At 70.0% G+C, this 12204-nt stretch carries 15 protein-coding genes; 11 read left to right on the plus strand and 4 right to left on the minus strand.

Features of this window, described 5'->3' with window-relative positions; all coding sequences use genetic code 11:
* Positions 1–111: 111 nt before the first annotated feature.
* Both ACWDUM_RS23610 and ACWDUM_RS23615 read right to left on the minus strand, forming a co-directional pair.
* On the minus strand, positions 112–453 hold the full coding sequence (locus ACWDUM_RS23610; RefSeq protein WP_450135859.1) for a hypothetical protein: 342 nt from the start codon (positions 451–453) through the stop codon (positions 112–114).
* 103 nt (positions 454–556) lie between these two features.
* Entirely contained in the window at positions 557–1372 is an 816-nt protein-coding gene (locus ACWDUM_RS23615) for a hypothetical protein (protein WP_450136030.1), read from the minus strand.
* Positions 1373–1438: 66 nt separating this feature from the next.
* Here ACWDUM_RS23615 and ACWDUM_RS23620 point away from each other — a divergent pair, with 66 nt between their 5' ends.
* Genes ACWDUM_RS23620 through ACWDUM_RS23630 form a run of 3 tightly spaced genes read left to right on the plus strand, consistent with a single transcriptional unit; the run spans position 1439 to position 4670 of the window.
* Positions 1439–2389 (plus strand): Ppx/GppA phosphatase family protein, encoded by a 951-nt coding sequence (locus tag ACWDUM_RS23620; RefSeq protein WP_450115471.1) that lies wholly within the window; start codon positions 1439–1441, stop codon positions 2387–2389.
* Complete coding sequence (locus ACWDUM_RS23625) at positions 2386–3783, plus strand: hypothetical protein (protein ID WP_450135860.1); 1398 nt, start codon at positions 2386–2388, stop codon at positions 3781–3783. Before ACWDUM_RS23620 ends, ACWDUM_RS23625 begins: the two co-directional genes overlap by 4 nt.
* A gap of 5 nt (positions 3784–3788) precedes the next feature.
* Positions 3789–4670: a sugar phosphate isomerase/epimerase family protein gene (locus tag ACWDUM_RS23630; RefSeq protein WP_450115469.1), complete on the plus strand. Its 882-nt coding sequence runs from the start codon at positions 3789–3791 to the stop codon at positions 4668–4670.
* Between the two features lie 7 nt (positions 4671–4677).
* Here the strand turns inward: ACWDUM_RS23630 and ACWDUM_RS23635 are convergent, their stop codons facing one another.
* Positions 4678–5094, minus strand: a complete 417-nt coding sequence (locus tag ACWDUM_RS23635) for a hypothetical protein (RefSeq protein ID WP_450135861.1) — start codon at positions 5092–5094, stop codon at positions 4678–4680.
* A 139-nt stretch (positions 5095–5233) separates the two neighbouring features.
* On the opposite strand from ACWDUM_RS23635, the gene ACWDUM_RS23640 reads away from it, so the two are divergent.
* The 7 genes from ACWDUM_RS23640 to ACWDUM_RS23670 all read left to right on the plus strand — a co-directional run bounded on the left by ACWDUM_RS23640 (position 5234) and on the right by ACWDUM_RS23670 (position 10684).
* Positions 5234–5929, plus strand: a complete 696-nt coding sequence (locus ACWDUM_RS23640; RefSeq protein WP_450135862.1) for a MerR family transcriptional regulator — start codon at positions 5234–5236, stop codon at positions 5927–5929.
* Positions 5926–6786, plus strand: a complete 861-nt coding sequence (locus ACWDUM_RS23645) for a thioesterase family protein (RefSeq protein WP_450135863.1) — start codon at positions 5926–5928, stop codon at positions 6784–6786. The genes ACWDUM_RS23640 and ACWDUM_RS23645 overlap by 4 nt, the downstream gene beginning before the upstream one ends.
* A 55-nt stretch (positions 6787–6841) precedes the next feature.
* Entirely contained in the window at positions 6842–7657 is an 816-nt protein-coding gene (gene proC, locus ACWDUM_RS23650; protein ID WP_450135864.1) for a pyrroline-5-carboxylate reductase, read from the plus strand.
* A 121-nt stretch (positions 7658–7778) separates the two neighbouring features.
* Positions 7779–8012 (plus strand): helix-turn-helix domain-containing protein, encoded by a 234-nt coding sequence (locus tag ACWDUM_RS23655; RefSeq protein WP_450115464.1) that lies wholly within the window; start codon positions 7779–7781, stop codon positions 8010–8012.
* Positions 8013–8201: 189 nt separating this feature from the next.
* Positions 8202–8303, plus strand: coding sequence for a 30S ribosomal protein bS22 (locus ACWDUM_RS23660; RefSeq protein WP_003402602.1), 102 nt, complete (start codon positions 8202–8204; stop codon positions 8301–8303).
* 279 nt (positions 8304–8582) lie between these two features.
* Positions 8583–9656: an NAD-dependent epimerase/dehydratase family protein gene (locus ACWDUM_RS23665; protein WP_450135865.1), complete on the plus strand. Its 1074-nt coding sequence runs from the start codon at positions 8583–8585 to the stop codon at positions 9654–9656.
* Entirely contained in the window at positions 9653–10684 is a 1032-nt protein-coding gene (locus tag ACWDUM_RS23670) for a lysophospholipid acyltransferase family protein (RefSeq protein ID WP_450115462.1), read from the plus strand. Before ACWDUM_RS23665 ends, ACWDUM_RS23670 begins: the two co-directional genes overlap by 4 nt.
* Before the next feature lie 55 nt (positions 10685–10739).
* On the opposite strand, the gene ACWDUM_RS23675 is transcribed toward ACWDUM_RS23670, so the two are convergent.
* Complete coding sequence (locus ACWDUM_RS23675; RefSeq protein ID WP_450115480.1) at positions 10740–11687, minus strand: HAD family hydrolase; 948 nt, start codon at positions 11685–11687, stop codon at positions 10740–10742.
* 182 nt (positions 11688–11869) lie between these two features.
* Here ACWDUM_RS23675 and ACWDUM_RS23680 point away from each other — a divergent pair, with 182 nt between their 5' ends.
* Entirely contained in the window at positions 11870–12130 is a 261-nt protein-coding gene (locus ACWDUM_RS23680; RefSeq protein ID WP_450115461.1) for a glutaredoxin family protein, read from the plus strand.
* Positions 12131–12204: the final 74 nt, after the last annotated feature.

Below are 12204 nucleotides of genomic sequence, written 5' to 3' on the forward strand. Positions count from 1 at the left end.
GCCGAGCGCGCGACGTGGCCGCCCATCCGGGCGGCCACCCGCTTTCAGAGGCGACCCGCGTGGGGACGATCCCGAAGCCGGGCCGCCGCCGGGCGGGAACCCATTCCGGACTCAGATGTACAGGTAGAGCGGGCGGATCGGGTTGGCGAGAAGGCGGAGGTCGTGCGGGGCGCCGTTCGCGTCGTACTGCCTGCACTCGTGGATCTGGACGTAGTGGCCGTCGCCTCGACACTCGATCTTGCGCGTGGCGCCGTACGGGCTCAGGATGAGCGGCTTGTAGGTGTTGGCGCCGAACAATGCGCTCGGATCGAGTGGGGCGACGAAGTAGTCGGTTCGGTCGCGAACCGCGTTGAAGCCGTACGGGTCGTCGGCCGCATCGGCCGACGCGCCCGGCGCAAGGGACAGCGCGGTTCCGACGACCAGTGCGGCTGTGGCCAGGGTGCGAGTGAGCATGAGCGTCCTCCTACCGGAGGGAGGGGCAGGCGCACCCTCCTGATCGGTAATCGGGAACGCGCAGACCGACCGTTACGTTCGGTGATCTTGCGGTGCGGCCCGGTCAGGCCTCGGTCGCCGGCCGGGGCAGCCGGGAGGCGGCCTTCGCGTCCCGCGCCGCGGTGGTCGCCGGGTGCACCGCGATCAGCCCCAGACCGGCGCGCCGACGGCAGTGCTTGACCAGCTCCTCGTAGGCGGGCGCACCGAGCAGTTCCGTCAGCTCCGGGCCGTAGGACTGCCACACGGGCTTGGTCCCGACGTGGGCATCCGGCGACCCCGAGCAGTACCAGTGCAGGTCCGCGCCGCCCTCGCCCCAACCACGGCGGTCGTATTCGGTGATCGTGGTCTTGAGGACCTGCTCGCCGTCGGGACGGTCCACCCACTCCTGGGTGCGGCGAATCGGCAGCTGCCAGCACACGTCCGGCTTGACCTCCAACGGCTCGATGCCGTTGCGCATCGCCATCAGGTGGAACGCGCATCCGATGCCGCCGTCGAATCCCGGCCGGTTCAGGAAGATGCACGCACCCTTGTACCGCCGCGTCCGGACCGCGGGCTCGTCGTCGAGGTCGTCCTCCTCGACATATCCCTTCTTGCCGAGTCCCTTGTCCATGAACTGCCAGTCCGCGGGAGTGAGCATGCTCACGCAGCGGTCGAGTTTCTCGCGGTCCTCCTCGTCGGACAGGAACGCGCCGTGCGAGCAGCAGCCGTCGTCGGGGCGGCCCTCGACGGTGCCCTGGCATGCGGGGGTGCCGAACACGCACGTCCAGCGGGAAAGCAGCCAGGTCAGGTCGGCGACGATCACGTGTTCGGGGTTCGCCGGGTCGAGGAACTCGATCCATTCGCGCGGGAAGTCGAGGTCCACCTCGGGGGTGGGCGTCATCTTGAAGGAGTACGGGGCGGCGCCTGCTGTCACAGTGCCAGACGGTAGACCCAGTACCGTGGTCACGTGCGGTTAGGGGTACTCGACGTCGGAAGCAACACCGTCCACCTTCTGGTGGTCGATGCGCACAGGGGTGCGCATCCGACCCCGATGAGTTCGACGAAGGCGACGCTGCGGCTCGCCGAGAACACCGACGACGCAGGCGACATCACCGTCGTCGGCGCGGATCGGCTGGTCGCGGCGGTCGCTGATTTCGCGTCCATCGCGGCGACATCCGGATGCGGCGAGCTGATGGCGTTCGCGACGTCCGCGGTCCGGGACGCCAACAATTCGGAAGCGGTGCTCGCCCGGGTCCGCGCCGAGACCGGCGTGAACCTGGAGGTGCTCTCCGGTGTCGACGAGGCGCGGTTGACCTTCCTGGCGGTGCGCCGCTGGTTCGGCTGGAGCGCCGGCCACATCCTGAACTTCGACATCGGTGGCGGCTCGCTGGAGTTGACCGCGGGTGGCGACGAGGACCCGGACGTCGCGTTCTCGCTGCAACTCGGCGCGGGACGACTGACCCGGGACTGGCTGCAGTCCGACCCGCCCGGCAAACGGCGGATCGCGGTGCTGAGGGACTGGCTCGACGCCGAACTCGTGGAACCGGCCAAGGAACTGCGAGCGTCGGGCGTCCCCGACCGGGTGGTCGGAACCTCGAAGACGTTCCGGTCTCTCGCGCGACTCACCGGGGCCGCGCCTTCCGCTGCAGGACCGCGGGTTCGGAGGACACTGACCGCGAGCGGTTTGCGTCAGCTGATTGCGTTCATCTCCCGGATGACGGCGTCGGACCGCGCTGAGTTGGAGGGTGTGAGCTCGGACCGGTCGCAGCAGATCGTGGCCGGTGCACTGATTGCGGAGGCGAGCATGCGGGCACTGTCGGTGGACGAGTTGGAGATCTGCCCCTGGGCGCTGCGCGAGGGTCTGATCCTGCGCAAACTGGACACGGACATGGGTGGCGAACTGGTGGTGGCGCGATGAGCGAGCAGAGCGAGAACACCGGCCAGATCTCCGTGGCCGAGCTGCTCGCCCGCAACGGCCAGCAGGTCGAGTCGCGCGGCGGTCGCCGGCGCCGCGGCGCCGCGGGTGGGATCAGCGTCGCGGAACTGACCGGCGAGCTGCCGGTCCTGTCCGACGGCACGCTCCCGCCGCGCAACCGTCGCGCCGCGCCCGACACGGACGACGAGGCAACCGGTACGCCGGCCGTGGGCGCCGCTGTCACTCCGGCGCAGCCGGACGTCCCGGTGAAGGCGCCCGAGATCAGCGCCCCGGAGACGAAGGCCCCCGAGGCGAAGGTGCCCGAGGTGAAGGTGCCGGAGGTGAAGGCACCGGAGATCAAGGTGCCCGAGATCAAGGCGCCGGAGGCGAAGGCGCCGGTGTTGCCGACAGCTGCCGGCGTGGAACCGACGATCGACCGCACCCAGTCGATCCCCGCGCTGCGGCGGGCCGTGCTCGCCAAGGCGGACGCCGATCGAAAGGCCGCCGCCGACCGGGCAGCAAAAGACAGCGCGCCGTCGACCCCGGCCGCGCCGGCGAAAGCCGCCGCGACCACACCCTCGCCGACGAAGACCGCCGCGGTGACCCCAACAACGGCCGGGAAGGCAGCCGTGGTCGACACGGCATCCGAAGCCGAGAAGACCACGGTTGTGCCCGACGCCGGTCGCGCGTCCCGACCCGAGCCCCCCGCGACCGCGCCGGCCGCGAAGGTCCAGCCCCCGACCGCGCCCGCCGCGACGGTTCAGCCCTCGACGGCACCGGCCGCGAAGGTGGAGCCCTCGGCCGAACCGAAGTTCAAGCCGTTCAACGGGACGCCCGCGGTCCGCGAGCCCGCGTTGCTGTCCGGCTCCAGCCTCGAAGCGGATCTGCTGCGTCAGGCGCGCAGCGCGCGCACCGAGTCCATCGACGAGGCACGAGCGCTGGTCCACACGACCGGTGAGTCCCCGCGCGTCGTCGACACCCCGGACCCGGCCGAGGCCACCGAGGTGACGTCCGCCGCGACGGGCGCCGCCGCGAAGGCCACCGACACGAAGGCCACCGACACGAAGGCCACCGACGGGGCGGTTCGTGCGGACCGCGCGGACGCAACGTCGGCCGACAAGGCTCCTGCCGGCGGTGCGGTCCGCCAGTGGGCGATGCTTGCCGGTCAGGCCGTCGTTGCGATCGTCGCGGGCGCCCTGCTGTTCAAGGGCTTCGAGAAGCTCTGGGACTCGCTGCCGTGGGTCGCCCTGGTGCTGGCGGTGCTGGTGATCGCGGGGCTGGTCGCGGTCGTCCGCATCCTGCGGCAGACCGAGGACCTGCTGAGCCTGCTCATCGCGGTGATCGTCGGCGTGTTCGTCACGATCGGCCCGCTCGTGTTCGTGCTCAGTTCGAGCTGACGGCCGTGGCGGGAAGCGGCGGGCCGGGTCACCGGCCCGCGGGTCGGGCCCACCGGATCCTCGTCGGATTGTCGACGGCGTCGGTCTACCCACAGAACACCGAGTCGGCGTTCGAGTTCGCAGCCGAACTCGGCTACGACGGTGTGGAGCTGATGGTATGGGCGGAGTCGGTCAGCCAGGACATGGCCGCGGTCAAGCGTCTGGTGCGCAAGTACGCGGTCCCGGTGCTGGCCGTGCACGCCCCCTGCCTGCTGATCTCGCAGCGAGTCTGGGGTGCCGATCCCGTCGCCAAGCTCGAGCGGTCCGTCCGCGCCGCGGAGACCCTCGGCGCCCGGACCGTGGTGGTGCATCCGCCGTTCCGCTGGCAGCGCCGGTACGCGGACGGGTTCGCGGACCAGGTGGGTGACCTCGAGCAGCGCAGCGGCGCGACCGTCGCAGTGGAGAACATGTTCCCGATGCGGGCGGACCGCTTCTGGGGTGCGAAATCGAAGTCGGCCGAGCGGCTCGAGAGGCGCGGCGGTCCGGGACCGGGAGTGTCGGTGTTCGCGCCCTCCTTCGACCCGACCGATGTCGGGCACGAGCACTACACGCTCGACCTGTCACACACCGCGACCGCCGGGATGGACGCGTTCGCGCTCGCCGGCCGCATGGGCGGTGGGCTCACCCACCTGCACCTGGCCGACGGGCGAGGCGCCTCCGCCGACGAGCACCTGATCCCTGGGCACGGCAACCAGCCGTGCGCGGAGCTTTGCCGGTCGCTCGCGGCGTCCGAGTTCGACGGTCACGCGGTGCTCGAGGTCAACACCCAGAACGCGCGCACCCGGGCCGAACGCAAGTCGATGCTGGCGCAGTCGCTGGCGTTCGCCCGCGAACACCTCGCCCGGTAGGGGCGGGTCAGAGGGCCGCGACGGCCGCGGTGATCGTCGCCACTCCGGACACGATCAGTCCGGCGACGAGGACGGCGAAGCCGGCCCACACCGAGCGCATCCAGCCGTTCGGGCGTTCCGGGTCGGTGCCGAGGACGGACAGGAAGAATCCGGCGGGGACGAAGATCGCGGCGCTGAGCACCAGGACGGCGCCGAACGTCGACCACCCGCTGCCGACTCCGGCGGCCCGGGTGAGCAATGCGACCACGAGACCGAGGGTGACCAGGACGCCGGCGTGCGCGTGCCCGGCTCGGAACATCGTCTTCTGCAGGTCGTTCGCGCCGTGGGCTCCGGTCACCACCCGGAGCATGAAGGTGCCGCCGAAGGCGATACCCACGACGGTGAGCAGGGTGATACCGGTGACGAGGGCGAGAACTGGGTCCATCACTGGCTCCTCGGGTCGGAGAAGTGCTTTCGGACGGGATTGGATAGTATCGATATCCAGTATTGGATAGTATTGGTATCCAATCGGTTCGCGTCAAGGGTTGACCCGAACGACGACAGAATCATTCGAGGAGGTACCCGTGCGCATGTCGGAACTCGTCGCCCGCTCCGGGGTGCCACTCGCGACGATCAAGTACTACCTGCGCGAACACGTCCTCATGCCCGGCACGGCGACCAGCGCCACCCAGGCCGACTACGGCGACGAACACCTGCACCGACTCGCCCTGATCAAGGCCCTCGCCGGCGCCGGCCTCCCGATTCACAAGATCCGCCGCATCGTCGACCTGATCGAGGAACCCGGCGACGACGTGCGCGACACCATCGGCCACGCCATCGCGATTCTCCCGCCCTACCCCGACGGACCGCCACGGACCGACCACCCCCGTGCCCGCCGGACACTCGAACGGCTCGGGCAGGTCTACGACCCGGGCTACCCCGCCGTCGACCAACTCGAACGGGCCCTCGAGGCCGTGGAGAACGTCGGCATCCCGATGACCGACGAACGCCTCGACGCCTACGGCAAGCACATCCGGGGCATCGCCGAACTCGACCTCGCGCTGATGCCGACGGACTCCCCGCAGCGCGCCGTCGAGTACGCCGTCCTCGGAACGGCCGTCTACGAACCCGTGATCGCCGCGATGCGCAGGCTCGCCCACCAGGACATCTCGGCCCGCCGCGGTGAGAATCTCGCGGCCCGCCGCGGTGAGAATCTCGCGGTCCGCCGCGGTGATGTCGCGGGCCCCACCACCGAACACGCACGTAAGGACAACAGATGACCGAGGTCAAGACCCTCACCTCCACCCGGCCGTTCACCGAGTTGACCGCCCTCACCGATCTCGGCGAGGGCGCGTACGGGGCGCACATCGACCCGATCTGGACGATCGGGCCCAAGGTGCACGGCGGTTGCATGATGGCGGTCTGCGCTGCGGCCGCCCGCGATGCCGTCCGTGGCGCCGCGGACGGCGCGACCGCGATGCAGCCGGTCGCGGTCAGTGCGAACTACCTCGCCGCACCGGACCCCGGCGACGTCCGGCTGGTGACCACCGTCCGCAAGCGTGGCCGTCAGGTCTGCCTGGTGGACGTGGACCTGCTGCAGGGGGACCGGGTCGCGGTCTCGGCGGCCGTGACCCTCGGCGTGCCCGACACCGCCGAGCCCCGGCATCGGGAGCCGCTCGCCCTCGACGCGTTGCCCGCCGAGCCGACCGCGGACTCGGCGGTCATCACCGACGGCCACCCGATGGCCGAGATCGTGCACGTGGCCAAGGGATGCGACCTGCGGGTCGACCCGACCGCCGCGCGGTTCCTGACCGGCGAGCGGGGTGACCCGGTGAACCGGATGTGGGCGCGCCCGCTGGCCGAGGACGAGGCCGATGCGGACACCGCCGCACTGTTCGCGATCATGCTCGGTGACATCAGTGCCCCGGTGACGATGAACCGCGGCATGTTCGGCTGGGCCCCGACCGTCCAGCTGACCACCTACCTGCGCCGCCGCCCGGCCCCGGGCTGGCTGCGCGTGATGGCCAGCGCGCAGGTGATCGGGGACACCTGGTTCGAGGAGGACCACCTGGTGCTCGACTCCAGCGGGCAGGTGGTCGTGCAGAGCCGCCAGCTCGCGATGATCCCCAAGCTCTGACGGCCGGGCAGGGCTGACGGGTTTCGCCCGAGCCGTGCATGGCAGGCTTTCGGTCATGACGAGAATCGCAGTGATGGGTGGCGGCAGGATCGGCGAGGCCCTGATCGCGGGCCTGGTGAAGGCGGGCCACGCACCCAAGGACCTGGTCGTCGCCGAGCAGTACCCGCCCCGCGCGCAGGAACTGGCCGGGCAGTACGGCATCCGGACCACCACCGTGGCGGACGCCGCCGACGGTGCCCACGTCGTGGTGATCGCGGTCAAGCCCGCCGACGTCGACGCCGTGATGACCGAGCTCGGCTCCATCGACCTCGACGGCGACGTCGAGCAGCTGGTCGTCACGCTGGCCGCGGGGATCCCGACCGCCCGCTACGAGAGCAAGCTGCCTGCCGGGTTCCCCGTCGTGCGGGTCATGCCGAACACGCCGATGCTCGTCGGCGAGGGCGTCAGCGCCATCGCCGCGGGTCGCTACGCCACCGCGGAACACCTCGAGCAGGTTCGCGAGCTCCTCGGTGCGGTCGGCAAGGTCGTCACCGTCTCCGAGTCGCAGCTCGACGCCGTCACCGCGGTGTCCGGTTCCGGTCCCGCGTACCTCTTCCTCGTGGCCGAGGCGATGATCGAGGGGGGAGTCGGACTCGGGCTCACCCGGGCCGTCGCCACCGAACTCGTCGTCCAGACGATGGTCGGATCGGCGGCCATGCTCGACGGGTCGGGCAGTACCGCGAACGAGCTGCGCGCCGACGTCACGTCGCCCGGTGGGACGACTGCGGCCGGCGTCCGGGAGCTGGAGCGGGGTGGCCTGCGGACCGCGTTCAACGACGCGCTGGCCGCTGCGAAGCGACGTTCCGCGGAACTCGGTGCTGGTCCGGAATGAAATCCGATACCTCACACCCGTCGCAGTAACCCCACCTGTCCCGTTAAGCTCGGGGCAGCACGTGCGTGTCTGTTCCGCCGGAGGGGAAGCCGGCGGCGCGACACGTGCCGGAGGTATGCAAATGGTGTCCACAGACAAGTCGAAGGGATCGGGTGCGGAGAATCAACCCGTCCTGGGCGGCACACAATTCCTCACCGTTGCCGAGGTGGCGGCGTTGATGCGCGTGTCGAAAATGACGGTGTACCGACTGGTGCACAGCGGGGAACTACCCGCCGTACGGGTCGGAAGGTCGTTCCGGGTGCACGCGAAGGCCGTGCACGACTACCTGGAAACGTCCTACTTCGACGCCGGCTGACAGTCCGGTTTCGATCCGCCCGCGGCGCCCCGGTACGATGACTACTCGTCGTGCCAGCCAGCCGGGTGTCGTCAGGCGCTGGGCTTACGGCTACGAGGCCACAGCGCCAGGTTGGTTTGCGCCAACCGAACGCACGTACGTCACCGGCGTGCGCAGGAACGCTAGAGAAGAACGTGAGGAACTCCCGCCATGGGTTCAGTGATCAAGAAGCGACGCAAGCGCATGTCGAAGAAGAAGCACCGCAAGCTGCTTCGTAGGACTCGCGTGCAGCGTCGGAAACTCGGCAAGTAGTCCGCTCGAGTTTCGAGCGGGGCTCGCCACTGTCGTGGGTCGAACTCGATGCCCGCCACCGTTTCTTCGGTGGCGGGCATCGCGTGCATTCGGGGTTGCCCCGGGACGAATCGGGCATTTCGTGAGTCGGTCGTCCGACCATTTCGAACTAGTTTCGGAGTCTGTCAAAACACCTGGCAGACGGGCGGTTTCGAGCTCGTTAAGTTTTTGAACGGCGCCGCCCGAACCCGCTACGCTCGACGGTGACCGATCGGTGACGGCTTCGAAACACGGGCAGGGGTGGTCGTGGCAGGTGATCGCGGGGTGCAGCCCCCATCGGTGGTGCTGGTCACCGGAGCCAGCCGGTTCCTCGGCGGATACCTCGTGGCGAGGCTGGCGCAGGACCCCGCCGTCGAACGCGTCATCGCCGTCGACTCGAAATCTCCGACGAAGGACATGTTGCGCCGGATGGGCCGGGCCGAGTTCGTCCGCGCCGACATCCGCAACCCGCTGATCGGCAAGGTGCTGCGCGGCGCGCGAGTGGACACGGTCGTGCTCGCCTCCACGATGGTCAAGCCGCCCAAGTCGGGTAGTCGTACCGCGATGAAGGACATGAACATCCTCGGCGCGATGCAGCTGTTCGCCGCCTGCCAGAAGTCGCCGGACGTCCGCAAGGTGGTGGTCCGGTCGTCGGCCGCCGTCTACGGCAGCAGCGCGAAGGACCCGGCGAAGTTCAGCGAGGAGATGAGCGCCCGGAAGCCCCCGAGCGGGGGATACGCGCGCGACAGCATCGAGGTCGAGGGCTACGCCCGCGGGCTCGGACGCAGGCGGCCGGAGATCGCGGTCTCACTGCTGCGGATGGCGCCACTGATCGGGCCGAACCTGCACGGGTCGGTGGCCCGGTACCTGCAGTCGCCGGTGGTGCCGACGGTCCTGGGCCGGGACCCCCGGATGCAGCTGCTGCACGAGGAGGACGCGCTCGCCGCCCTCGAACGGGCCACCCTCGCCGGACCGGCGGGCACCTTCAACATCGCCGGTGACGGGGTGGTGATGCTCACCCAGGCGATCCGCCGGGCCGGCGGCGTCGAGGTCCCGATGCCGTTCCCGCTGCTCGGTTCCATCGGCCGGATGCTCCCTGGCGCCGGGCTCCGCGGCTTCACCAGGGAACAGCTCGACTACTTCCACTTCGGGTGCGGACTCGACACCACCCGGATGCGCACCGAACTCGGATTCGAACCGCGGTGGACGACACTGCAGGCACTCGACGACATGATCGGTGGCGCGGCGAACCGGCCACTGGTGAGCAAGGAGTGGCTGAGGTCGGTGGAGACAGGAATCCAGCACATGGTCGGCGTCGGTGAAGGAGCACGATGAACGAGGTCGCCAAGGTCATTCCACTACGTGGTGACGCCGCCCGCGCCGCCCGCGCCGCCCGTGGCTCCACCCGGACGTCGCGGCTCGAACCGTCCGATCCGACCGAGCTGTTCCCGTCGCACGCCGCGGAACCGACCCCTTCCGCGTCCGGGTCGCTGACCGGGTCGTTGCGGGATGCGGCCCGCGATCTGGTGGCGGATCAGGTCGTGGCGACGGCCGAGTTCATCCGGCGCAGGCTGACGGGCGACTACCAGGTCGACGACTTCGGGTACGACCCGCACTTCGCGGAGAACATCTGGCTGCCGCTGCTGCGTCCGCTGTTCGACTCGTGGTTCCGGGTCGAGGTGCGGGGCATCGAGAACGTGCCCGACGAGGGCGGCGTGCTGGTGGTCGCGAACCACGCCGGTGTCGTGCCGATCGACGGACTGATGACCTCGGTCGCCATGTTCGACCACCACCCGGCGCATCGTCCGCTGCGGATGCTCGCCGCGGACCTGGCTTTCGAGATGCCGGTCATCGGCACCGTCGCCCGCAAGGCGGGGCACACCCTCGCCTGCAACCCCGACGCCGAGCGACTGCTGCGCGGCGGCGAGGTCGCCGCGGTGTTCCCGGAGGGGTTCAAGGGCATCGGCAAGCCGTTCAGCGAGCGGTACAAGCTGCAGCGGTTCGGTCGCGGCGGGTTCGTGTCGGCCGCGCTGCGCGCCGGTGTCCCGATCGTGCCGTGCTCGATCGTCGGCTCGGAGGAGATCTACCCGAAGATCGGCGAACTCAAGTCGCTCGCGCGGCTGCTCGGCATGCCGTACTTCCCGGTGACGCCGTTCTTCCCGCACCTGGGACCGCTCGGGATGATCCCGCTGCCGTCGAAGTGGTACATCGAGTTCGGGGAACCGATCCGCACCGACACCTACGACCACGCGGACGCCGAGGATCCGATGGTGATGTTCGAACTCACCGACCACGTCCGCGAAACGATCCAGCAGACCCTCTACCGGCTGCTCGCGCAGCGCCGGAACGTCTTCCTGGGTTAGCGCAGCGGTTCCGTCCGCGGGTTAGCGCAGCGGAGCCGCCCGTTGTTCGGGCACGTCAGTGCCTGCGGCGGCTGACGACCGCGGCCAGCGCGCCGCCTGCCGCACCGAGGACGAGGGCGGTCGGGACACCGATCTTCGCGGCCTTGCGCCCCGTGCGGTAGTCGCGGATCTCCCAGCCCCGGTTGCGTGCGACCTCCTTCAGGTCGGCGTCCGGGTTGATCGCGACGGCCGTGCCGACCAGTGACAGCATCGGGACGTCGTTGTGGCTGTCCGAGTAGGCGGTGCACCGCTTGAGGTTCAGGCCCTCGCGCACGGCGAGGGTGCGCACCGCGTGCGCCTTGCCCGCGCCGTGCAGGATGTCGCCGACGAGCCGGCCGGTGAACTTGCCGTCCTCGGACTCGACGACGGTGCCGAGCGCACCGGTCAGGCCGAGGCGCTTGGCGATCACCTGTGCGAGTTCGACGGGCGTGGCAGTGACGAGCCAGACCTGCTGGCCGGCATCGAGGTGCATCTGTGCGAGCGCGCGGGTGCCCGGCCAGATCTTGTCGGCGATGAGCTGGTCGTAGATCTCCTCGCCGAGCCGGGTGAACTCCGCGGTCTCGCGGCCGGCGATGAACGCGAGTGCCTTCTCCTTGCCGGACGCGACGTCGTCGCTGTTCTCCTTGCCCGTGACCCGGAACTTGAGCTGCTGCCAGGCGAATCCGGCCATGTCGCCGAGGGAGATGTACTTGCGGGCCGCGAGACCGCGAGCGAAGTGGATGATCGATGCGCCCTGGACCATCGTGTTGTCGACGTCGAAGAACGCGGCGGCGGTCAGGTCGCGGGGGATCGCGGACTCGTCGGTGGGGCCGGTCACACCGAGGTCGACGGCGGTGTCGGCCTCGTGCAGGGCGAGGGCGGCGTCGGCGCTGGCCTCGCCGGCCAGGTTCGCGCGCAGCTGCGCGTCGGTCGGTCCCAGCGGGTTACGCCCACGGCGCCGCACGCGCGACCAGCCGGCACCCATTCCCGCACCGGTCGGCCCTGTCAGCCCAGGCACTCGCACCTCCTGTGGTTGGCAATCCTGGGTAACCCTATCCCCCGATTCGAGGGTGCACCGGGCGGACGGGCCGGGCAACGGCGGCGCTGTGATGTCCGTCTCCGCTGGTGCCGCCGAAGCGGCGCGACGCGGGTGGCAGGGTGGTGGCCATGACGGCCACGACGCACACCATCACCCTCCTGACCCGGGCCGGCTGCGGCTCCTGCGTCGCGGCCCACGAGCGGCTGGTGCCGTTGTGTGAGGAATTCGGCATTCCGCTCGAAACCGTCGACGTCGACGAGGCGGCGGCCCGTGATCCGGAACTGCGGGCCGAGTACGGCGACCGTCTTCCCGTGGTGCTGCTCGATGGTCGTGAGCACAGCTACTGGGAGGTCGACGAGGTTCGGCTGCGCTCGGATTTGACAATCTGAGGGCGAACGGCTCGCCCCGACTTTCGGTCGCTGTGCAGGTCGCGGCGGGTTGAGCAACTTTGTGCATGGCTTCA

The organism is Rhodococcus sp. NPDC003322, from assembly GCF_053589555.1.

Coding starts and splice junctions, on each gene's coding strand:
- ACWDUM_RS23625 (WP_450135860.1), top strand. CDS start 2,386: ATGAGCGAGCAGAGCGAGAACACCGGCCAGATCTCCGTGGCCGAGCTG.
- ACWDUM_RS23645 (WP_450135863.1), top strand. CDS start 5,926: ATGACCGAGGTCAAGACCCTCACCTCCACCCGGCCGTTCACCGAGTTG.
- proC (WP_450135864.1), top strand. CDS start 6,842: ATGACGAGAATCGCAGTGATGGGTGGCGGCAGGATCGGCGAGGCCCTG.
- ACWDUM_RS23610 (WP_450135859.1), bottom strand. CDS start 453: ATGCTCACTCGCACCCTGGCCACAGCCGCACTGGTCGTCGGAACCGCG.
- ACWDUM_RS23655 (WP_450115464.1), top strand. CDS start 7,779: ATGGTGTCCACAGACAAGTCGAAGGGATCGGGTGCGGAGAATCAACCC.
- ACWDUM_RS23670 (WP_450115462.1), top strand. CDS start 9,653: ATGAACGAGGTCGCCAAGGTCATTCCACTACGTGGTGACGCCGCCCGC.
- ACWDUM_RS23615 (WP_450136030.1), bottom strand. CDS start 1,372: ATGACGCCCACCCCCGAGGTGGACCTCGACTTCCCGCGCGAATGGATC.
- ACWDUM_RS23635 (WP_450135861.1), bottom strand. CDS start 5,094: ATGGACCCAGTTCTCGCCCTCGTCACCGGTATCACCCTGCTCACCGTC.
- ACWDUM_RS23660 (WP_003402602.1), top strand. CDS start 8,202: ATGGGTTCAGTGATCAAGAAGCGACGCAAGCGCATGTCGAAGAAGAAG.
- ACWDUM_RS23680 (WP_450115461.1), top strand. CDS start 11,870: ATGACGGCCACGACGCACACCATCACCCTCCTGACCCGGGCCGGCTGC.
- ACWDUM_RS23675 (WP_450115480.1), bottom strand. CDS start 11,687: ATGGGTGCCGGCTGGTCGCGCGTGCGGCGCCGTGGGCGTAACCCGCTG.